This window comes from Thalassotalea algicola, assembly GCF_012932965.1.
GTDB lineage: Bacteria > Pseudomonadota > Gammaproteobacteria > Enterobacterales > Alteromonadaceae > Thalassotalea_F > Thalassotalea_F algicola.
In genome coordinates this window covers 706,312-728,509 of sequence record NZ_JABBXH010000002.1, presented here as the reverse complement: position 1 = coordinate 728,509, position 22,198 = coordinate 706,312, and the positions used below count along the sequence as shown (strand labels likewise).

22 protein-coding genes and 1 riboswitch are annotated in these 22,198 nt (G+C 38.9%); of the genes, 16 read left to right on the top strand and 6 right to left on the bottom strand.

Annotated features, from left to right (window positions below; all coding sequences use genetic code 11):
• Positions 1–107: 107 nt before the first annotated feature.
• From HII17_RS07965 to sbcB, 5 genes are all read left to right on the top strand, one after another.
• Positions 108–1,574, top strand: a complete 1,467-nt coding sequence (locus HII17_RS07965; protein WP_169074802.1) for a methyl-accepting chemotaxis protein — start codon at positions 108–110, stop codon at positions 1,572–1,574.
• A complete protein-coding gene (locus HII17_RS07960) occupies positions 1,558–2,100 on the top strand; it encodes a DUF6436 domain-containing protein (protein ID WP_169074801.1) in 543 nt (180 codons plus the stop codon). Before HII17_RS07965 ends, HII17_RS07960 begins: the two co-directional genes overlap by 17 nt.
• Before the next feature lie 154 nt (positions 2,101–2,254).
• On the top strand, positions 2,255–2,872 hold the full coding sequence (locus HII17_RS07955; protein ID WP_169074800.1) for a cytochrome c oxidase subunit 3 family protein: 618 nt from the start codon (positions 2,255–2,257) through the stop codon (positions 2,870–2,872).
• Positions 2,873–2,878: 6 nt separating this feature from the next.
• Positions 2,879–3,133 (top strand): cytochrome C oxidase subunit IV family protein, encoded by a 255-nt coding sequence (locus HII17_RS07950; protein WP_169074799.1) that lies wholly within the window; start codon positions 2,879–2,881, stop codon positions 3,131–3,133.
• 120 nt (positions 3,134–3,253) lie between these two features.
• Positions 3,254–4,702, top strand: a complete 1,449-nt coding sequence (sbcB, locus tag HII17_RS07945) for an exodeoxyribonuclease I (RefSeq protein WP_169074798.1) — start codon at positions 3,254–3,256, stop codon at positions 4,700–4,702.
• A 4-nt stretch (positions 4,703–4,706) separates the two neighbouring features.
• On the opposite strand, the gene HII17_RS07940 is transcribed toward sbcB, so the two are convergent.
• On the bottom strand, positions 4,707–5,573 hold the full coding sequence (locus HII17_RS07940; RefSeq protein ID WP_169074797.1) for a substrate-binding periplasmic protein: 867 nt from the start codon (positions 5,571–5,573) through the stop codon (positions 4,707–4,709).
• Positions 5,574–5,778: 205 nt separating this feature from the next.
• Positions 5,779–6,645 carry an NAD(P)-dependent oxidoreductase gene (locus tag HII17_RS07935; protein ID WP_169074796.1) on the bottom strand — a complete coding sequence of 289 codons (867 nt, stop codon included), beginning with the start codon at positions 6,643–6,645 and terminating at the stop codon, positions 5,779–5,781.
• Between the two features lie 149 nt (positions 6,646–6,794).
• Between HII17_RS07935 and HII17_RS07930 the strand changes: the two genes are divergently transcribed.
• A complete protein-coding gene (locus tag HII17_RS07930) occupies positions 6,795–7,277 on the top strand; it encodes a glutathione peroxidase (RefSeq protein WP_169074795.1) in 483 nt (160 codons plus the stop codon).
• Between the two features lie 7 nt (positions 7,278–7,284).
• Positions 7,285–7,722, top strand: a complete 438-nt coding sequence (locus HII17_RS07925; protein ID WP_169074794.1) for a MarR family winged helix-turn-helix transcriptional regulator — start codon at positions 7,285–7,287, stop codon at positions 7,720–7,722.
• 94 nt (positions 7,723–7,816) lie between these two features.
• Here HII17_RS07925 and lysC read toward each other — a convergent pair whose 3' ends face one another.
• Positions 7,817–9,163 carry a lysine-sensitive aspartokinase 3 gene (lysC, locus tag HII17_RS07920; protein WP_169074793.1) on the bottom strand — a complete coding sequence of 449 codons (1,347 nt, stop codon included), beginning with the start codon at positions 9,161–9,163 and terminating at the stop codon, positions 7,817–7,819.
• Between the two features lie 162 nt (positions 9,164–9,325).
• A riboswitch (Lysine riboswitch) is annotated at positions 9,326–9,513 on the bottom strand.
• A gap of 168 nt (positions 9,514–9,681) precedes the next feature.
• On the opposite strand from lysC, the gene HII17_RS07915 reads away from it, so the two are divergent.
• A complete protein-coding gene (locus tag HII17_RS07915; RefSeq protein WP_169074792.1) occupies positions 9,682–10,437 on the top strand; it encodes an ElyC/SanA/YdcF family protein in 756 nt (251 codons plus the stop codon).
• Positions 10,438–10,460: 23 nt separating this feature from the next.
• On the opposite strand, the gene HII17_RS07910 is transcribed toward HII17_RS07915, so the two are convergent.
• The gene (locus HII17_RS07910; RefSeq protein WP_169074791.1) at positions 10,461–11,219 is read right to left on the bottom strand and encodes a Nif3-like dinuclear metal center hexameric protein; all 759 of its coding nucleotides are present in this window, start codon (positions 11,217–11,219) and stop codon (positions 10,461–10,463) included.
• 368 nt (positions 11,220–11,587) lie between these two features.
• Between HII17_RS07910 and HII17_RS07905 the strand changes: the two genes are divergently transcribed.
• Positions 11,588–14,176: a TonB-dependent receptor plug domain-containing protein gene (locus tag HII17_RS07905; protein ID WP_169074790.1), complete on the top strand. Its 2,589-nt coding sequence runs from the start codon at positions 11,588–11,590 to the stop codon at positions 14,174–14,176.
• Positions 14,177–14,246: 70 nt separating this feature from the next.
• On the opposite strand, the gene HII17_RS07900 is transcribed toward HII17_RS07905, so the two are convergent.
• Complete coding sequence (locus HII17_RS07900; protein WP_169074962.1) at positions 14,247–15,005, bottom strand: methyltransferase domain-containing protein; 759 nt, start codon at positions 15,003–15,005, stop codon at positions 14,247–14,249.
• A 62-nt stretch (positions 15,006–15,067) separates the two neighbouring features.
• On the opposite strand from HII17_RS07900, the gene gloB reads away from it, so the two are divergent.
• The 3 genes from gloB to HII17_RS07885 all read left to right on the top strand — a co-directional run bounded on the left by gloB (position 15,068) and on the right by HII17_RS07885 (position 18,209).
• Positions 15,068–15,847: a hydroxyacylglutathione hydrolase gene (gene gloB, locus HII17_RS07895; RefSeq protein WP_169074789.1), complete on the top strand. Its 780-nt coding sequence runs from the start codon at positions 15,068–15,070 to the stop codon at positions 15,845–15,847.
• 63 nt (positions 15,848–15,910) lie between these two features.
• Complete coding sequence (locus HII17_RS07890; protein WP_169074788.1) at positions 15,911–17,530, top strand: lytic transglycosylase; 1,620 nt, start codon at positions 15,911–15,913, stop codon at positions 17,528–17,530.
• Between the two features lie 58 nt (positions 17,531–17,588).
• The gene (locus HII17_RS07885) at positions 17,589–18,209 is read left to right on the top strand and encodes a LysE family translocator (protein WP_169074961.1); all 621 of its coding nucleotides are present in this window, start codon (positions 17,589–17,591) and stop codon (positions 18,207–18,209) included.
• Here the strand turns inward: HII17_RS07885 and HII17_RS07880 are convergent.
• On the bottom strand, positions 18,199–18,525 hold the full coding sequence (locus HII17_RS07880) for a hypothetical protein (protein ID WP_169074787.1): 327 nt from the start codon (positions 18,523–18,525) through the stop codon (positions 18,199–18,201). The genes HII17_RS07885 and HII17_RS07880 overlap by 11 nt on opposite strands.
• Before the next feature lie 413 nt (positions 18,526–18,938).
• Here HII17_RS07880 and ccoN point away from each other — a divergent pair, with 413 nt between their 5' ends.
• The 4 genes from ccoN to ccoP are packed head-to-tail and all read left to right on the top strand — an operon-like array spanning position 18,939 to position 22,189.
• Positions 18,939–20,363, top strand: a complete 1,425-nt coding sequence (gene ccoN / locus HII17_RS07875) for a cytochrome-c oxidase, cbb3-type subunit I (RefSeq protein WP_169074786.1) — start codon at positions 18,939–18,941, stop codon at positions 20,361–20,363.
• 11 nt (positions 20,364–20,374) lie between these two features.
• Positions 20,375–21,031 carry a cytochrome-c oxidase, cbb3-type subunit II gene (gene ccoO / locus HII17_RS07870; protein ID WP_169074785.1) on the top strand — a complete coding sequence of 219 codons (657 nt, stop codon included), beginning with the start codon at positions 20,375–20,377 and terminating at the stop codon, positions 21,029–21,031.
• A 5-nt stretch (positions 21,032–21,036) separates the two neighbouring features.
• Positions 21,037–21,216 (top strand): cbb3-type cytochrome oxidase subunit 3, encoded by a 180-nt coding sequence (locus HII17_RS07865; RefSeq protein ID WP_169074784.1) that lies wholly within the window; start codon positions 21,037–21,039, stop codon positions 21,214–21,216.
• The gene (gene ccoP, locus HII17_RS07860; RefSeq protein WP_169074783.1) at positions 21,209–22,189 is read left to right on the top strand and encodes a cytochrome-c oxidase, cbb3-type subunit III; all 981 of its coding nucleotides are present in this window, start codon (positions 21,209–21,211) and stop codon (positions 22,187–22,189) included. Before HII17_RS07865 ends, ccoP begins: the two co-directional genes overlap by 8 nt.
• Positions 22,190–22,198 lie beyond the last annotated feature (9 nt).

The following is a 22,198-nucleotide window of genomic DNA, read 5'->3' as shown; positions in this document are numbered from 1 at the left end:
ATTTAACTAAAAGATAACTTATTGAGAAATATTCGAAACATTGACTATATTTAAAACAAAGGTGAGGAATATGCATGGATGCAACTTGATAATCTTTAGAGGCATTCATGAATCAAACTAATAAACTATTTACCTATCTATTTGTTGCTCTTTTTATAGAAACAATTGCGCTATCATTTATCTACAATAGCTATTTGGCAGCATTTATCATTGGTTTACCGGCAACTTTAGTCCCTATATATTTTATAAAGACGGCACCCAATCTTGCCCTAACCAAACATATTAGTGCATTAGCTATTATGGTATTCGCTGCCCTTCACATTCATCAAACTAACGGTTTAATTGAAGTACATTTTGAAATATTTATTTTAATGGCGTTCCTAATTGCCTTCCAAGATTGGCGAGTATTTGTTTCAGCCATAGCGCTTGTCGCAGTTCATCATCTTTCTTTTTATTTTATGCAAGTAAACGATGTGGGTGTTTATATATTTGATGAAGACAGATTAGCGTTCACTACCGTAATTATTCATGCTGTATATGCAATTACCGAAGCTTGTATCGGCGGTTATTTAGCTAAAATGATGGCCGATGAAAGTAAAACAGGTATTGAATTAGCGGATGTTGCAGGAAAGTTAACTGAAAATGAAAACGAGATTGATTTAGCGCTTCGAACTGATAGCCAAGATAACGCAACCTTGCGATCATTTAACGAGCTTCTAACACTACTCTCAACAGTAATCGATAGTGTTAAACACCAAGTATTAGAATTAAATACCAATGCCAACAATCTAGTTTCTTCAAAAGCTGAGCTTGAAGCGTCTGCGGCTAACAGACAGCAAGAAACCGAAGTCATTGCAACCTCTGCTGAAGAAATGGCGGTAACAGTAGCTTCTATCGCCGAAGAAACAAGCCAGCTTAGCGATCAAATGCAAAGCGCGAATCAATTTACTCGTGCAACTAATGAAGACATTGTGGAAATTAATCACCAGAATGAAGCATTAACTGCAGCACTTGAAAAAACTAGTGCACAAGTAACTGAACTTGCTAATTCAACCGATGCCATTTCCACCGTTTTATCTGAAATTACCGGTATCGCCGATCAAACCAACCTTTTGGCTTTAAATGCTGCAATTGAAGCAGCACGCGCTGGTGAACAAGGTAGAGGTTTTGCCGTTGTAGCAGATGAAGTAAGAGCGCTAGCTAACAGAACCAAAGAAAGCACAGATAAAATTGGAGAAACATTGTCTTTATTACAGGGCTATTCTAAATCGACTACTGACTCAATGAACTCAAGCATTGAAGTGGTACAAGAGGTCATTGCAAAAACTAACAAAGCAAAAGAACAAGTTGAACAAGCAAGTTCATTAGTCGAACAAGCCAGTTCAATTTCAATCAATGTAGCTGCTGCAATAGAGCAACAATCTACAACGACCGAAGGCATAGCACAAAGTACTGAAAACCTAAGCGCTACCGTACAAGCAGACCAATCAAAAATAGAATCGTTAGCTGCTGAAGCGGTTGCAGTTGGTGATGCGGCGCAACAAATGGAGCAAAGTATTGCACGGTTTAAATAAACCAACGCACTTAAAACGACACTGGGTAATAGCAGTTAGCTGGCTGCTATTTACTTTTGCCGCTTTCGCTGTCGTGATAAGTGAGCAACTGGTAGCATTTGATCCTCATAAAAAACTTGAAAACCCTGACTTATCAAGCGCGGCTAAATTATTTAGCCGCTACCTAGATGGCGGAAAAAGCCAGATTTCAGAAAAAACAGTCATCATTCATTTTTCGCAAGAAGAATGTCGTTGTTCACAATTCAGTGAAAAACATATCGCTACAATCAATTCTATTGCCGCTAATAATCAATACGAAATAGCAGAAGTAAAACTCAACAAAGGAGACCAGCCATTATTAATACCCGCCACTCCTTCTGTTGCTATTCTAGAAGAAGGTAACTTAGTTTACTTTGGTCCATATGGCCAAGGTATTGCCTGCTCTAAAACCAATGGTTTTGCTCAAACTGTACTGAATAATCTAGAGAAAGGTTTTGCTGCGAATATTATTGTGGATAAAGCTAAAGGTTGTTATTGCCATACATAACGGATTTGTAGTGTTCTAATTCAATTTTATTAGCCTTTGTATGATCTCCTTCAAAGTATTGATTAGGCTTCGTAGTACATAATTCATCTATATTCCAAACAGTATTAATTAAGCTCATTATCATTAATTAATGTAACTTAAAAGCTAATAATAAATGAAAGACTCGCCAGCAAATACCTCCCTTAATATCTTCCCAAAATCTTGGAGTGAAGCTCATGCAGGCCGAGTTCCTGGCAACATACCTATTTGGGTTGGTATTCTCTCTGAACTAACAGAGTTCGGTATTTTTTTCGCAGCTTATTTCATTGCTAAATTTTATTACCCTGCAGTCTTTGCCGAAGGTCCGCAGCAGTTAAATACTGCTTTAGGTGTTACCAATACAATAGTATTGCTCACAAGTAGTTATTTTATGGCCAAAGCCATGGCATCAATTCGTATTGATGATAGGAAAAAATCAGAGCGCTTTTTGTGGTTAGCAGTTTTTTGTGGCTGTATTTATTTGGTCATCAAAGTTTGGGAATTTCATTGGAACGACCTTCAAGGTTTTAGCACAAATACCAGTGAGTTTTTCACCGTCTATTATTACATGACATTTAATCATTTCTTACACGTTGGTTGGGCTTCCTGTGCCATTTTATACGTAATTTTTAGGTTGAGAAGTGGCGCATATTCTTCAAAAGATAATTCAGGAATGGAAGCCTTAGCGGTTTATTGGCACATGATTGACCTAATGTGGATCTTAATATTTCCATTACTGTATGTTTTAAGGTAATTACCTATGAAAAATTTTGGCAAGTTAGAAATTCTATTATGCTTATTAATTATTGTGACCTTATTTAACACTTTCCTTGGAGAACGATTCTCTTCTATCACCCTAGCCAGCATAATTATTGCAGCCACCGTTACTTATAAAGGATTTGTTGTAATAGATAACTTTATGGAGCTAAAGGAAGGAAATAAGAATTTACGCTTTTTAATGCGGCTTTACTTTATTATTTTTCCATCCATGATTGTCGTTAGTGCGTTTTATTAAGATAATAAACAGCCTCTAGTTCAGACCTACTAATTCCACTCAATGATTTATGTATGATAAAGTACTGCATCAAAGTAAGTAGTACTCATTTGTGCTCATCAATAAAATCAAAGAAGTGATATGACATCAAGCCAACCTACAATTCTATGGCACGATTATGAAACTTGGGGTGTTAGCCCTAAATATGATAAACCTTCGCAATTTGCAGGAATTCGCACCGATTTAGACTTAAACATCGTCGGCGAACCTATAATGTTTTACTGTCAGCCGCCAGCAGATTACATACCCAACCCAGAAGCAGCACTCGTTACAGGAATTACACCTCAAAAGGCGATGTCAGAGGGCTTACCAGAAGCGGAATTCGCTAAGCGCATTCATGAAGAGTTTTCAAAGCCGAATACCTGCGTAGCTGGCTACAACAACATTCGTTTCGATGATGAAGTGACCCGTTACCTGTTATACCGCAATTTTTATGACCCTTACGCTCGAGAATGGCAAAATGGCAATAGCCGTTGGGATATCATAGATATGGTTCGAGCTTGCTATGCATTACGTCCTGACGGTATTAACTGGCCTAAAGTTACTTATGAAGATTCTGGCGAAGAAAGAGTCAGTTTTCGCTTAGAATTACTAACGGCGGAAAATGGTATAAGTCACGAGGCTGCACATGACGCTATGAGTGATGTATATGCCACCATTGCTATGGCGAAGTTAATTAAAGAAAAACAGCCAAAGTTGTACCACTTTTTGTTTGACTTAAGAAATAAAAAGCAAGTAGCTGAACATATCGATGTCTACAATATGTCGCCGATTGTTCACACATCAAGCAAAGTATCTTCTATACATGGTTGTACAAGCTGGTTCTCACCAGTTTGCTATCATCCAACCAATAAAAACGCTGTGATTGCTATTGATTTAGCACGGGATCTATCACCGTTGTTTGAGCTAACCGCAGATGAAATTGAAAGTCGCTTGTACACTCGATATCAAGATTTAGCTGAAGATGAGCTACCTATTCCGGTTAAGTTAATTCATTTGAATAAGTGCCCAGTCGTTGCGCCAGCAAAAACTTTGCTGCCTGAAAATGCCGAACGATTAAATATTCCACGCGAGACGTGTCTAGCTAACCTTGCCAAGTTAAAAGAAGACAGAAGTTTTACTGAAAAGCTGTCACAAGTGTTTACCTCAAGTTTCGATAACGATGATGAAATAGATGCTGAACATGCGTTATATGGTGGTAACTTTTTTAGTGAGTCAGACAAAGCACAAATGAATATTTTGCATAGCCTTTCGCCTGAGCAATTGGCCAATCACGAGTTCCAGTTTCAAGACTCTCGCTTGCCAACTATGTTATTTCGTTTTCGAGCTAGAAATTACCCGTATACGCTTGACGATACCGAGCAACAGCAATGGCAACAATATTGCCAAGATAAAATTCAATCAGGTGGTAAAGGGTTATTGAGTGCCGATGAATTTATGATAAAGCTTGAGAATTTAGTTCATGAGCATGAAAGTAATCAGCAAAAGATGTCGGTACTAAAGGCGTTATATCAATACATTCAGTCATAAAAAGCTATGGCGTGTTATACCAATAATGCGTCATATGCTCTGAGGGTGGAAATTGGCTATTTTTCAGCTGCAAAACATACCGTTTTTCAAGATTAAGTGCTTTTAGCATATCGCCAAAATGTTTTTGAAACAGTATGGCATAACTACCATCTATCAGCGCTTTATCAAAACCTTTTTTAATTAGACTCGCTAATGCTTGATTGTTTTTATTGACAAAAAAATAATTCGCCGACGGATATTTGAGCAATAAGCTCTGCTCTATGATTAACTGCTTATTTCTTGGTGTTTTTGACTCTCGAATAACTTCTAATACCGAGCGGGGAAAGTAGTCTGCAATGCCGTCTATAACCGCTAAAGAGTGGTTTTCAAATGACAAACTCCCTTCTACTTGTAAACCATTTTCTTTGAGTATGTCGTAATCAGCCCAATCAAAACGCTGAACAGCTACTAAATCTTTAAGTTGAGTTAGTTTTTTGATCTGAGCAAACTTTGCTTGATCTGATTTTCGAATAAGTAAAATTCGCCAACCAATTAACCCTTGATAGATAGGTATTTTAATTGCTAAAAGCTCTTGCTCTTGTTGAATAGATGTCGCCGACCAGTTCAAATCGAAAAACTCACCTTGCTCAAGTTCTTTTAACGCTCTTCCCTTGGAAAAATCCCTTTCGAGATATTCCAATTCCAGTTGCTTCCCTTCTTTATCAAAAATTAAGTGCAATAACTCTTCAATAAAAGGGTTCCGGACCTCTTGCCCACTCAACGGGCCGGGAATTGTAATCGTAAAAATCTCTTCGTTTGCAAAGGTATGCTTATGCAAAACACCACATAAAATAACAATGTAAACAAAAATTTTAACCCATGTTAATTTCATCTACACTCTCTAGTTTCCTATAGCCAATAAACTAAGCATACCACGTTCATTACAATTGAATTTTAAATTAGAACGAATGTTGGTACAAAACCAAAACCTTACGCTATTCATTCATACCAAACAACGGCGTTATTATCATACTATTCGATTAAACAAAGCTTAAATCAAAATAAACATTTAGCCGCAAAGACAAGTACTCAATGCCTTATTTTTTATATCGAGAAATTAAACTAGAAGTATCCCAACGATTACCACCACTATTTTGAATTTCTTGATAAAAACCATCTACTATCTTAGTAACAGGCAACTCTGTACCATTTTTATTCGCTTCTTCAAACGCGATAGCCAAATCTTTCCTCATCCAATCAACAGCAAAACCAAAGTCATACTCGCCAGCAAACATCGTTTTATAGCGATTTTCCATTTGCCAAGAGCCCGCAGCACCTTTTGCAATAGTTTCTAATAATAAGTCGGGATCTAAACCAGCATTTTTTGCGAATGTGAAGCCTTCTGCCAGCCCCTGAACAACACCGGCAATACAAATTTGATTAACCATTTTTGCTAACTGACCACTGCCTGCTGGCCCCATAAGTTGCGTAAATCGAGAAAAAGCTTCCATCACTGGTTTTGCTGTTTTATATGCAGACTCTTCACCACCTAACATTACCGTTAACACACCATTTTCAGCGCCAGCTTGACCACCAGAAACAGGCGCATCTAAGAAACCACAGTGTTGAGCATTTACTGCTTTTTCCAACTCGCGTGCTAACTCGGCGGATGCAGTTGTATGATCGACCAAAACAGCGCCATCTTTTAATCCGGCCAAAATGCCATCAGCTCCATAAACTACTTGGCGCACATCGTCATCGTTACCTACGCAACAAAATACAATGTCACAACCTTCGCTAGCAATTTTAGGCGTTTGCGCGCAATGACCACCAAATTCTTGCGCCCATCGTTCTGCTTTTTCAAACGTTCGATTATAGACTGAAACATCAAATCCAGCTTTTGCTAGATGACCAGCCATTGGGTAGCCCATAACACCTAAACCAATAAAGGCGACTTTCTGCATCGAGTTATTCCCTATTAATAAAATTAAAATGAAAACTATTCTAGCTGATGTTCCAACAAAGTTAATTGGTAATATTGAATTTTGAATCCATTTACTTTATATTGTGCACAACATTATTATGCAAAACATTTATTACTTAAGGACATTTCATGGCTGAAAGCATTTATCAATTCACCGCAGTAGACTACAAAGGTGATGAAGTTAATCTATCTGATTATCAGGACAAAGTTGTTGTCATCGTTAATACGGCTAGCGCTTGTGGCTTTACTCCTCAATATGAAGGCCTACAAAAATTGTACGAAAAATATAAAGAACAAGGCTTAGAAATTTTGGCTTTCCCTTGTAATCAATTCAAAGAGCAAGAAAAAGGCAGTAATGAAGAAATTAAGTCGTTTTGTGACTTAAAATTTAATATTCAATTTCCACTGTTTGGCAAAATTGATGTAAATGGTGAAAATGCTCACCCGCTATACAATTACATAAAAAGTGAAGCACCTGGCATCTTAGGTTCAAAAAATATCAAATGGAATTTTACAAAGTTCCTCGTTGGTAAAGATGGGAAAGTTGTAAAAAGGTTTTCGACAATGACAAAACCTGAAGCAATGGAATCAGCAATCAAAGCACTATTGTAATACGAATATGAGTGACAACTTAGCACTTGAAAAACAGCTGTGCTTTAGGCTCTATAGCTTAAATAAAAACATTACTAAACTTTATGCACCGCTATTAAAGGAGTTGGGGTTAACGTATCCGCAATATTTAGTGATGTTGGCGTTATGGCAAACCAAAGAAAGTGTACCGATCAAAGCTTTATGCAATGCGCTTGATTTGGATACTGGTACCATTTCCCCTTTGCTTAAGAGAATGGAACAAGCCAGCTTAATTTCCCGTGTTCGTAACCCTGAAGATGAACGCTCGGTAACGATAAGTTTGACTGCACACGGCAAACACATCAAACAAAAAGCAAAACACATACCGATGAAGCTTTTTGCACTGACAGGCTTATCATCTAATGAGATGCAGATTCTTCAATCCACATTAGATAAGTTACTAATAGCAACAAAGCAACACCTATAGCGCCTCAAAGTGCATTTAACGCCACAAGTACATGTAAAGAAATAAGTAAAAAGGAGCAACACGCTCCTTTTTTAATTCGTCATTGCTCGGTTTATCAAACAAACAAAGTATTGTGTAGTTGCTCTACTACGACATTGGCATCATTTTCTGGCACTAAAAAGCATAAATTATTGCTACTCGCACCATGACAAATCATTCGAATATTAAAATCATTGATCTTATCGAAAACGCTTCGACCCAATCCTTTCGTTGCGTGGAGGTTATTACCAATAACAGCAACAAGTGAAAGGCCATGTTCTACAGTAACTTCACATAACTGTTCCAACTCTTCGACAACAGAACTATTAATCAATGACTGCGTGCTACCTGTAGGATTATCAAAAGTCAGCGCAACACTGATTTCACTCGTGGTAATTAAATCAACACTTAATTCATGCTTAGCCAAAATCGCGAATACTTTTGCCAAAAAGCCACTTGCATGAAGCATTGCTGGACTTCTAACGGTCACTAATGTTTGCTCTCTACGCAGTGCAATAGAGCGGTAAGTAGGATTAGATTCAACAGACTGCTGAATCAAAGTACCACCTTTTTCGGGCTCTTTACTTGAACCTACAAATACAGGAATGTTTTGTCTCATTGCAGGAATAAGCGTTGCCGGGTGTAAAATTTTAGCGCCGAATGTTGCCATTTCAGCCGCTTCTCCAAAGCTTATTTCAGGAATTGCTCGAGCTTGATCTGTGATACGCGGATCTGTAGTAAAAATTCCGACCACATCAGTCCAGATAGCTAAATTTGAGGCATCTAAAGCTTCAGCTAGCAATGCAGCACTATAATCAGAGCCTCCTCGCCCTAAAGTTGTAGTATGACCTAAACCATCCTGTCCTATAAAACCTTGTGTAACAATAACCTGCTCATTAAGTTTAGCTGCTAGTTTTTCTACAGCATTAACTTTCAATGCTTCATTATCAACGACAGCTTTGCCATACAAGCTGTTGGTTTTCATCACTTGTTTTACGTCAAAGCAACAGGCATTTACGCCCAAGCTATTTAATACTTCTGTAAATAATAAAGAGCTGAACTGTTCGCCAAAAGATAATATTTCATCAGCGTTTTTCGCACTATATTGTTCAGACTGTAACTGAGCGATTGCAGTCAATTCACTTAACTTGCCATCTATTACAACTGACAGTGCATCCTTATTACTAAGGTGCTGGGCAATTGCGTACTGAATTGTTTTAATTGATTGGACAATTTCGAGTTGCTCATGCAATGCAACGTTTTCTTGACCAAGCCTAACCAAATGGTTTGTAACGCCTGCACTTGCAGAAACGACAACTACTCGATTCGACAGATCATTTTTTATGATATTAGCGCAACGTTGCATTGCTTCAAAGTTAGCAACACTAGTACCACCAAATTTAGCGACAGTTAAATTAGACATAACGCCCCCAAACAAAGAAAGGGTGAGAAAAAGTCAAAAAGACTACAATAATATTATTAAAGATTTTCATCGAAGGTTCTCCCTACATAGCAAATCAACTATTTACAACAAGGAAGAGCACGGCTGAGAGTATTCGCGAGCATAATAAAGCAAAAATATTTTTCAGCCAGAAGCTCTCCACCCTGTTTACGTTCTTACGTAAACGGTGACAATCCTAGGGATTCAACCCTAGTGACCGAACTTTGCTTGCCACACAAGACAATGTCCTCGGCGATAGTCCCCCTCAATAACAATCAAAGGAATGTGGTTCCTCTTGCTATTTACCTGGCTATCGCGCCTCTTCTGGTGTTACTGGTTAAATTAAAGTAAAAACTCAATAACACGGCTATTAAACCCTAATTAAAGGCCAATTTCAATAGCCTTTTAGATGTCTATGTAAGTTTCTTACACAAATTGTTGCTTTGATAACATTTTCTGCTGCGCTAGTATGTGCTTATGCATTCTCACCTAGAAGTACTATGGATTTTTTTCTCTTTAAAAAAATAGTGTCGATTGTCGTTATGCCAATTACTTTGAGCCTTATTTTTATGCTCTTTGCGTTGATTACACTGCATTCAAAGCCAAAATTAGCATTCAAATGGTTATTATCGGCTTTTGTTATTTTAACCTTCTCATCATTAGCACCGATTTCAGATAGATTCATGATACCTATGGAGCAACAATACGAGAGCTTTACACGCTCTATAAAGCCTGTTGATTATATTGTGGTACTAGGTTGTGGGCATACGACTAATGATGCTTTGCCGCCAACATCTCAATTACAAGACTGTTCACTTAAACGTATGATAGAAGGCATTAGAATACTAAGCATACACCCTGAAGCCATGCTAATTACTTCAGGCTATTCTGCCAACGATCCTATTCCTAATGCGGAAAAAGTAAAACAAGCAGCCATTAGTTTAGGGGTCGCTCCGAATAAAATACTCGTAGAACCATATCCTAAAGATACAGGAGAAGAGGCCCAACTTATTGCGCCAAGAGTGAAAGGAAAACACGTCGTCTTAGTGACCGATGCCTATCACCTGCCAAGAGCTATGCATTATTTTGCTTTAGCAGGTGTAAACGCTACGCCTGCACCGGCGAGTTTTTGGGTAAAGAATCAACTTGAAGAAGAAAGCTGGTCTTACTATTTACCGAGTAGTAAAAAACTCACACAAACTAGTATCGCATGGTATGAAACCATGGGTAGATTGTGGCAGTGGATAGCTTACTAAGCTTTCTACTGCCAACACTAAGTTTAAACTGGATTATCGATATCAATAAACTCTACATTTAAGCCTAGTTCACTAACAATATGTTCACCTAACGCTTTAGCGCCATAACGCTCTGTAGCGTGATGTCCTGCTGCAAAAAAGTGAATGTCCATTTCTCTAGCTATATGCGTCGTTTGCTCAGAAGCTTCGCCTGAGATAAATGCATCAATGCCCTGCTCGGCAGCTAAATCAATATAGCCTTGGCCACCACCAGTGCACCAAGCAACTGTTTTAATTGGTTTATTAGATGATGCTGAGATATGTAAACTCTGTCGATTCAACTTTTGACTAATCAGTTGATTGAAACTTTCCCCATCGATATTAAAAGGTAACTCTCCTTGCACACCAACACTTACAGGGTTACCCAACTCTAGTGGGCCTGTAACTTTAATACCTAATAGTTTCGCTAGTTGTGCGTTATTACCAAGTTCAGGATGAATATCTAACGGGAGATGATAGGCAAATAAGTTAATATTGTTATCTATTAGCTTTTTAATACGTTGATATTTCATACCTGTAATGGCTTGGTTTTCACCTTTCCAAAAATAGCCATGATGAACAAGCAAAGTATCAGCACCTAATGCTATCGCTTTATCGATTAATGCCCCTGTAGCTGTAACACCTGTTACAATGCGGTTAACTTCTTCGCTCCCTTGCACTTGTAACCCATTAGGGGAAAAGTCTTTTATCTGTGAAGGTTGCAATAGTTGAGTTAAATATTGCTCAAATTCGTTTCTTAACATTTAACAATCCAATTTATTCTTGGTTTAACCGAGATTGTCGCACAATTATAGGCAATGATAAAAACCACAAGCATTACTGTTTACAAATTAATCAGTTGAAAATTTTTCTTTTATACGAATCAAATCGTACAAGACATTACGTAATTCAACGTCTGCAGTCATTTTCTGTTTGTTTTTTGGACAGATTTATTTACAAATTCTTGAATTTATAAACATAAAAGCTATTCCTAAAGCTTTCAATATCTGTTACAAAAATCATAGTCAAAATTTACTTCTGTTAATAAAGCTACCCCCTCGTTAATGCTTTGTTAACAGTTAGTTAATGTAGGATTTGACGAATATAATTATAAACAAAAGGAAACATGGAAATGACTAAGTTTTTCTCTAAGAAAACCTCGCTTGCGATCAGTATTTCAGCCGCTTTGTTTGCCTCTCAAAGCTTCAACGCTGTAGCTGCAGAGACTGAAGAAGAAGTCGAACGCATTCAAATCACGGGTTCTCACATTAAACGCACAAATATGGAAGGCCCTTCACCTGTTACTAGCTTATCTTCAGAAGATATCGCTAAATCAGGTGTAACTGACTTAATTAGCTTGTTCACTAAGCTACCTATTTCAGGACAAGGTACGTTCTCAACGCAGGCAAACAGTTCTGATGATACCGCCAATGGTGGTTCTTCAGTATCACTACGTGGTTTAGGTGCTGACTCGACGCTTATTTTAGTTAATGGCCGCCGTGTATCGGTAAGCCCGTTCGCTAAGGGTATTGATACTGCATTCGTAGATATTAACAATATCCCACTATCAGCAATTAAGCGTGTAGACATCTTAAAAGATGGAGCATCAGCAACTTATGGTTCAGATGCGGTAGCTGGTGTAATTAACGTTGTACTACGTGATGACGTTGACGGTGTTGAGCTTTCAGGCAAGTTTGGTACTACTGCTGATGGCGGCGGTGACGAGCAAAGCGTTAGCTTAGTTTTTGGTAACCAAACTGAAAAATCAAGCCACACCTTTATTTTAGAATACTTTGATCGTGAAGAAGTGCTTTATGCTGACCGTAGCTATTCAAAAACAGCTAACCAAGCAGCACGCACTGGCGATCCACTAGCGACAGACTTCCGTTCGTCATCAGGTATTCCAGGTACAATCGCATTGGCGTCGGATCCTTCAAACCGTTTAATCGATTTATACGGTAACGATACTTGTCCTGAAGCTGATCGTGATTTTGCTAACAATTTATGTCGATATGACTATGCACCTCACATGACGATGATCCCTGATGCCGAGCGCTTCAGCTGGAACTACATGGGTAAATATGAAATTAACGATACGGTACGAGCATTTGCTGAATTAAATGGCCAAAACTCAAAATCAATCGTACGTGGTGCAGGTAGCCCAAGCTTTAACGAATTGACCATGCCAGGCGACAGTATTAATCACCCATTTGCTGATATGCCTGATCACGAATTCCACGGTCAAGATTTAACAATGCGTCGCCGCACAGTTGATATTGGTAACCGTGAAAAACGCGTAGATTCTGATTATTACCGTGCAATTTTAGGTTTACAAGGCGAGATTGACGATTGGAGCTGGGAAGCAGCGTACAGCTATATCAAAAGTGAATCAGTTGAACGTGGTGTAGATGGTTTCCCTAATTCTCGTCGAATTCAAGAAGCCATTGATTCAGGTTTATGGAACCCGTTCGAGCCTTCTAGCAATTCACAAGAAGCGCTTGATTACATCGAAACGACAACAACTCGTATCGGTAAATCAACGAATAAATCATTCGACATTAAATTCTCTGGTCCAGTGATGGAGATGAGCCATGGTGAATTAATGTTAGCGATTGGTGCAGAATATCGTGAAGAGAAGATTTCAGATAACCCTGATGATCAATTTTTACGTGGTGATGTTTTTGGTACAGAAGCTACCCAAGCAAACGGTTCACGTGATAACACCGCAATTTTTGGTGAAGTTGCAATCCCAGTACTTGACACATTAGAAGTTCAAGTAGCGGTTCGTCACGAAGACTATTCTGATTTTGGTACTACGACTGATCCGAAAATATCTTTCTTATGGACGCCAAGTGACGACTTAAGTCTACGCGGTTCATATGGTACAGCGTTCCGCGCGCCATCGTTACATCAGCTAGGTTTAGGTCGTACCGACGAATCACCAAACTTAATCGATACGTTACGTTGTAATGCAATTGGTAATCAAGATAGAGCGTGTGAACCTCAAGAGTACACAGCCGTATTTGAAGGTAACCCTGACTTAGGTCCAGAAGAATCTAAAAGTTACAACTTAGGTGTTATTTATAACGTTACTGATGATTTAAGTTTCTCTGTTGATTACTACAATTACGACATTGAAGACATTATTGATTCAGACACACAATTTGTGATGGATAACTTTGGTTTGGATCCTGCGATCGTAGAGCGTCGCCCTACTTCTATTGCTGGTGACCCAGGTGAAGTAATTCAAGTTAACGATGGTTTCCAAAACATTGGTGATTTAGAAACTTCAGGTTTAGATATTGATGTTCGTTATAACTTAGAAACTGAATATGGTCAGTTTAAACTAGGTTACGTAATGAATTACGTATTGAAGTTTGAGGATTACAAAAACACTGAAGAAGGTGGTTTTGAACAACCAGAAATTCGTTGGACAACGTCTGTAGATTGGATCAAAGATGACTTCAGCGCAACAATGGCTATTAACTTCATCGATGAATTCGAACAAGAAGTAGCCGACAATGGTAAAGTTGATTCAATGACTACAGTTGATGCCTCTTTCAATTACTACGGTATTGAAAATACGATCTTAACGATTGGTGCAACTAACTTGTTTAATGAAGAACCGCCATTTGCATACCATGACTTCATGGGATTTGTTGTAAATGTACATAGTGGTCAAGGCCGCTTTGCATATGCACAAGCAACATACAAGTTCTAAAATAAGCTTTGAAATAAGTTTTACTTAGACTTAAATAGTAAAAACCCAGAGTAGTCTCTGGGTTTTTTTATCATCTAAGTTTGACTTTATTACTGTTCATCGATGGCACACGTGCAGGAGTTAAACTTGGCCTTAATCGCCATTTGGGTTTAATTGGCGTTAGCGGATGAACACGTTTTTTCGCGACAATCACATAAACACTGCCCATGGAAGGTAAATAATCCGAAGCTAACCTTTGCCATAGTGTTTTCAATTTGCTGGCTTTATTGTTTTGAGTGCTACCACTTAAAGTTGAATGTAATAACCGTTTGTCTTCGAGTATTTCAAAGCCCATTAATTCCAACCAATCCTTAACTCGCATAGGCGTGAAAAACTGCTCTTTCCACGGCATTTGTTTACGGCGATAAGGAATAATTTTGTTTAATCCTACAAAACTCAATGGGTTATAGCCAGTAAGCACAATATAACCATTGGGTATTAATACTCGACTTGCTTCTCGAAGCACGTGATGCGGGTCTATACTAAACTCCAGTGCATGTCCCAACAAACAAACATCGACACTGTGTTCTGTAAACGGTAAGTCGTCGATATCGGCTATGACAGAGCTTTTTTCGCGGCAATGCGCTACATTAACTTGATGTTTAATTGGCGACAACTTGCAATCAATCTGGCTACTCAAAGCACCAATTTTGAGTAAGTGATAACCAAAAAATTTTGGAGTCCAAGTAGCTACTGCGCTATTGATTTCTTCTAGCACTAGCTCTCCCATTGGCAATTCTTGCCAATTTTCGGGACTACTTGGTTCACGATAAGCTAAAGCAGATTTCATCAAGCTTAACTCTCTCTATAATCAGGTTATAATGGTAAAAATTTCAGCATAAAAGCTTACTTATGACTATAAATATAACCCCAATTCATGCATTTAACGACAACTATATTTGGGCAATAACAGAAGCGAGTAGCGACAAAGCCGCACTCGTTGATCCTGGACAAGCACAGCCATGTATTGAGTTCTTAGAAAATAACCAACTTAAACTAACGACGATATTAGTCACTCATCATCATCCTGACCATGTTGGAGCAATTAACGAGCTCATTGCGTTATATGGTGAAGATATTAGCGTTTATGGTCCGGCTAATGAATCTATCCCACAATGTACGCATAAACTTAAAGAAGGTGACAAAGTATCAATCAAGGGTATTGACCTAAGCTTGTCAGTATTAGACGTTCCGGGTCACACTTCTGGTCATATAGTATATTTCAGTGATTCGCTATTATTTTGTGGAGATACACTATTTTCAGGCGGCTGTGGACGCCTATTTGAAGGAACAGCTGAACAAATGCATCACTCGTTAAATAAATTGAAACAATTACCGGCTAATACCCAAGTTTATTGTGCTCATGAATATACCCTAGCAAATTTACATTTTGCTTTAGCAGTTGAACCTGAAAACTCAGAATTATTGGCTTATTTTAAGCAAGTGCAAGAAGACCGGTTAGACAAAAAATCTACGATTCCTACTAACTTATCTCGAGAATTATGCATTAACCCGTTCCTTAGATGCGATAATGAAAACGTTAAACATGCTGCAGAGCGCTTCACTGAAAATAGTATAAAAAGTGAAGTGGATGTATTTGCTGCTATTCGCCGCTGGAAGGACGAGTTTTAATAACACTTGAAATAGCCTTTTAAACCAGTAGAATTCGGTTACTTTTCAAAGAAAAATTTGTTTATGAAGCATTTAGCACTTTCCTTATCCGCATCCATTCTCCTTTTAGGGTGCCAAACGACACAAGAGCAGCGCACTGCAGATGAGTTTGTGGTAAGTAATACCATTGCTACGCCTGTAGAAATTAATCAGGCACTGTTAGTAGATGAGTCTATTGATGTAATTCACCCTGTCGCAGATGTAGAAATCGATCTTGATCAAGACAAAATACACGTATCTGAAGATATTTGGCAGCACATTCGTGGTAAGTTAACTTTTGACGTTCCACAAAATAAACGCGTTATTTCACAACGTAATTGGTATGTTAAACACCCTAATTATTTAGATCGGGTCGCTAAACGAGCAGAACCGTTTTTATTTTACATCGTACAAGAGTTGGAAAAGGCGAATATTCCATTAGAAATTGCTTTATTACCGATTGTAGAAAGCGCTTTCGACCCTTTTGCATATTCTCATGGTCGAGCTTCTGGTATGTGGCAGTTTGTGCCAGGAACAGGCAAACGCTTTGGTATGAAGCAAAACTGGTGGTACGACGGTAGACGTGATGTTGTAGCCTCTACTCAAGGTGCTATTAAGTACTTGAAATATTTAAACAAGTATTTCGACGGTGATTGGCTATTAGCATTAGCAGCTTATAACTCCGGTGAAGGTCGAGTTAGGCGAGCAATGAAAAATAACGCGCGTAAAAATAAGCCTACAGATTTTTGGTCACTTGATTTACCGAAAGAAACACGCGCATACGTACCAAAATTACTTGCTTTGGCAGACATCGTTAAACAACCGGAGCAGTTTAGTTTAAAACTCTATGAAATCGATAACACGCCTGTTATTGCTACAGTCGATATCAAATCACAGCTTGATTTGGCGAAAGCTGCAAGATTGGCTGATTTAAGTTTAGCTGAGTTTCAGCGATTAAATCCAGGTTTTAATCGCTGGGCAACCGACCCTGAAGGCCCACACTACCTATTATTACCAAATGCAAAAATTGAAAAGTTTGAAGAAGGGTTAGCAAAGCTTTCTGATAAAGACCGACTTTCATGGCAGCGTTATAAAATTAAAAATGGTGACAGCCTGATCCGTATAGCTAAAAAGTTTCACACAACTCCTGAACTTATTCGTAAAGTCAATAATATTAGTGGTAATAATATACGGGCAGGCAAGCATCTATTAATTCCTGTCGCAGCCCAGGCATTAGACGATTACATTCTATCTCAAGAGCAACGTTTGACCAAAACCCAGCAACGTCGTCGCAACGGCGTAAAAACAATGCATAAAGTGAAATCTGGTGACACGCTTTGGGACATAAGTCGTAAATACAATGTATCAACGCGAAGCATTGCAAAGTGGAATGGCATGGCGCCTAAAGATTATATAAAACCAGGACAAAACCTTGTTATCTGGCAAAAGGTTGGCCTTAAACAGGCAGCTCAAAAGCGCGACGCTCAAGCAATTATGCGTAACATCACTTATCGAGTGCGCCGTGGTGATTCTTTTGCCCGAATTGCAGACAAATTCAACGTAAAAATTAGCGATATTGAACGTTGGAACAGTCTTAGTCGTAAAGAATATTTACAACCAGGGCAAATGCTCAAACTATCTGTCGATGTAACCAACAGCATCTAAATATCAAAGCTCCTTCGGGAGCTTTACTGTATCTTACCAAAAGTTAATAGCCATCATGATGTTCGATATTGCCTTAATTGCTGTATTCATCCCTACATTTTTCTTCGTAAGTATTACACCTGGAATGTGTATGACATTAGCCATGAGTTTAGGCATGTCCGTTGGTGTTAGGCGTACCATGTTCATGATGAGTGGAGAGCTTTTAGGCGTTGCCACGGTTGCCGTCGCAGCGGTTGCTGGTGTGTCATCAATACTAAATCGTTACCCTTCAGCATTTGAAACATTGAAGATACTTGGCGGTTGCTACCTGTGTTATGTCGGTATCAACATGTTTTTGTCAAAAGGTAAGTTAGCTATTTCTGAGGAAAATAAGGTAAAAGAAGTAGCGCGATGGCAACTGTTCAATCAAGGCTTTATTACGGCCATTGCTAACCCCAAAGGCTGGGCTTTTATGGTCTCTTTGCTACCACCATTTATTAACCCAGAAATCCCAGTTATTCCACAACTAAGTTTACTTATCGCAATCATCTTGGTGTCAGAGTTTGTTTGCATGATGATATACGCTACTGGAGGAAAAACTATCGGTAAAGTGCTTACTCAACGTAACAATGTAAAGTTACTTAACCAAGTATCTGGCACACTGATGATATGCGTCGCCATTTGGTTAATTATGAGCTAGCAGGAAGCGCTTTCATACCTCGATAACTGGTAATAGTAAAAGAGACTGTTTGAACCACAGTTTCACCTAACTCTTTATCAATAACTTCTAGCCAAATTCGCCATTGCATTTTATCTTGACTACAACTGCCAAACATACTTTCTGCTATAACCTCTTCAGCAGTATGAGCGTCAAAAAACAACGGAATTTTCCCCATAAACATATCAACACCTTCCATATAGCCTCTTTTGATTGTGTATCGTTCATTGGGAACACTTACATAAAGCTCAAAAGGCGCTTCAGCAATTAGATACCGGACATTAAATTGGATATTCAATAGTCCTGCCTTAGTATTCAACTGACAATGACTCTGGCTTTTGATACAAGACGGCTCTTGGATTAAATTTTCAAAAGCACTTTGCCTTTCACAAGCTAAAAGGCTAATTAAAACAAGTAAAAACGCTGAGTATTTTTTGACCACTTTTCAACCCATTAACTAACTGCTAGCACTATTTTACAGGCATTTATTTCAATTATTGTAACTATCTATGATTTTTTTTGATTTAGAACAGGTTTTCCCTTTGATACTAATGACTTTTATGTACGAAATCTTTATTATGCGCTCGGATTGGAGAACCGCTAGGTCAACTTGCAATTTATAGTCTATAACTAATCAATAGATATAATTGTGGTTTTCGAGCGAGATCCACTATCTGTTAATGAATAATTATAACTGCGGAAACCATAAACATGAGTCAAAGTAATACATCAGCAGTAGACTACAACATGAATGTTGTGCGTCAATTTACTGTGATGACTGTCATTTGGGGGTTCGTTGGTACGCTAGTTGGTGTCTTAATTGCAGCACAATTAATTTGGCCTGCATTAAACTTTGATACCCCTTGGTTAACCTACTCCCGTCTACGTCCATTGCATACCAATGCGGTAATTTTTGCATTTGGTACTAGCGCCTTATTCGCTACTTCATATTACGTTGTACAACGTACGTGTAAAACAGCGTTATTTGGCGGAAGCCTCGCGTCATTCACCTTTTGGGGTTGGCAAGCCATTATAGTTGCTGCCGCAATTACTCTTCCTTTAGGTTACACCTCAAGTAAAGAGTACGCAGAACTTGAATGGCCAATCGATATTGCTATCGCCGTTGTCTGGGTGAGTTACGCAATCGTATTCTTTGGCACGCTAATAAAGCGTAAAACGTCACATATATATGTGGCTAACTGGTTCTTCGGTGGATTCATTCTCACCGTAGCTGTACTGCATATTGGTAACAGTATGGCAATTCCAGTTTCAATGATGAAGTCTTATTCCATATACTCTGGTGCCATCGATGCGATGATGCAATGGTGGTATGGTCATAATGCCGTAGGTTTCCTATTAACAGCTGGTTTCTTAGGCATGATGTACTACTTCGTTCCTAAGCAAGCAGAACGTCCTGTTTACTCATACCGTTTATCTATCGTTCACTTCTGGGCGTTAGTTTCTCTTTACATATGGGCAGGACCACACCACTTACATTACACTGCACTTCCTGACTGGGCACAAAGCTTAGGTATGGTAATGTCAGTTGTTTTATTCTTACCATCTTGGGGTGGTATGATTAACGGTATCATGACGCTATCTGGTGCTTGGCACAAACTTCGTCACGATCCAATTCTTCGTTTCCTAATCGTTTCATTATCTTTCTATGGTATGTCTACTTTTGAAGGTCCAATGATGGCGATTAAGTCAGTTAATGCCTTATCTCACTACACTGATTGGACCGTTGGTCACGTTCACTCTGGTGCTTTAGGTTGGGTAGCTATGGTTTCAATTGGTGCAATGTACCACTTAATTCCTGTGTTATTTAATCAACAACGTATGTTTAGCATTCGTTTAATCAACATCCACTTCTGGATGCACACAGCTGGTATTGTTTTATATATCGTAGCTATGTGGATTTCAGGTGTAATGCAAGGTTTAATGTGGCGCGCTGTAAATACAGACGGTACGCTAACTTATAGCTTCGTAGAAAGTTTAACCGCTTCTTACCCGTTCTACTTTATGCGCTTCTTAGGCGGCGTATTAGTTGTAGCTGGTTTCGTAATCATGCTTTACAACATGTTTAAAACCATAGGTGCTGAAAACGGCAGCCTTAAGAAAGTTGAAGCAGCTTAAGGAGAGTTATAATGTCGAATAATACGCAAAATAAGCACGAAGCAGTAGAGAAGCACGTTGGTTGGTTCTTTATATTCACAATTTTAGCAATCAGTATTGGTGGTTTAGTTGAAATTACACCGTTGTTTTTCCAAAAAGAAACAACGACACCTGTAACAAACTTACGCCCATACACAGCGTTAGAAATGGAAGGTCGTGATATATACATCCGTGAAGGTTGTAATACATGTCACAGCCAAATGATTCGTCCGTTCCGTGCAGAAACAGAACGTTATGGTCACTACTCGGTTGCCGGTGAACATGTTTGGGAACATCCGTTTCTATGGGGTTCAAAACGTACAGGTCCTGATTTAGCTCGTGTTGGTGGTCGTTATTCTGATGACTGGCATCGTGCTCACTTAATTGACCCACGTTCAGTTGTACCTGAGTCAAATATGCCATCTTTTAAATGGTTAGAAGAAAATAAGTTAGACGGTAAATTAACGGCCAAAAAGTTAGAAACTTTTAACTTACTAACTAGAAACCGTGGTCATAAAGACGCAAGTGGTAATCCAATTCCTTTATATTCAGCAGAAGATATTGCAAATGCACGTTCTGATGTTGAAGGCAAAACAGAAATGGAAGCTATTATCGCTTATCTTCAGTCATTAGGTCATGCGTTGAAATAATTGATATGGACTACGGTACACTAAGAGGGTTAATCGCCCTCCTTATATTGGCACTTTTTATTATCATTGTGGTTTGGGCATACAGCAAGAAACGTCGTTCTTCATTTGACGATGCTGCTAACTCAATTTTTGAAGAAGACCGCAAAGATGAAGTAAACAAACAGGAGACTAATAATAATGTCTAGCTTCTGGAGTATTTGGATAGCTGTTCTAACACTAGGCACCTTAGTAGGTTGTTATATCCTACTTCGCTGGTGTTTAAAGAACTTTGCAGGCGTGCCTGAAGGCGAGTCTATGGGACACGAATTCGACGGCATTGAAGAATTAAATAACCCACTACCTAAGTGGTGGAGTACATTCTTCTTATTAACGATCATTTGGGGCTTTGGTTACTTAGCACTATACCCAGGTGTTTTTGGTTCAAATTGGGATGGCCTATTGGGCTGGAAAAGTTCAAACCAAGATGTTTTGACTTTGGATTCTTCTAAAGCGCAAACAGCATCTAGCTTAGCTGAAGGCTCTGGCCTGCTAGTTGAGTACGATCGCGAAGTTGCTCGTGCTGAAGAAAAGTATGGCCCAATCTTTGAGGCTTACGCTGCGCGTAGCATCGAAGACTTAGCAACTGATGAAGAAGCGTTAAAAGTTGGTCAACGCTTATTCCTACAAAACTGTGCTCAATGTCACGGTTCAGATGCTCGTGGTACAACTGGCTTCCCTAACCTTGCTGATAAAGATTGGTTATACAGTGGTGATGCTGCTGCTATCAAAGCAAGTATTATGGACGGTCGTAAAGCGAACGGAATGATGCCATGGAAAGCGGCATTAGGCGGTGAGCAAGGCGTTAAAGAAATGGCTGCTTATGTATTGAGTTTAAGTGGTCGTGAAGTTAACGCAGACGATGCAGCCAAGGCAGCACCTAAGTTTGCAATGTGTGCCGCATGTCATGGTGACGCTGGTCAAGGTAGTGCTGAAATGGGTATCGCTCTAGGTGCTCCAGCATTAAACGACAACATTTGGTTATATGGTGGCTCGCAAAAAGCGGTTGAAGAATCAATTCGTAATGGTAGAGCGGGTGTTATGCCTGCATGGCAACACATTTTAGGCGAAGATAAAGTACACGTTATTAGCGCATACGTTTATAGCCTTTCTCAAAAGTAACTGATTTAA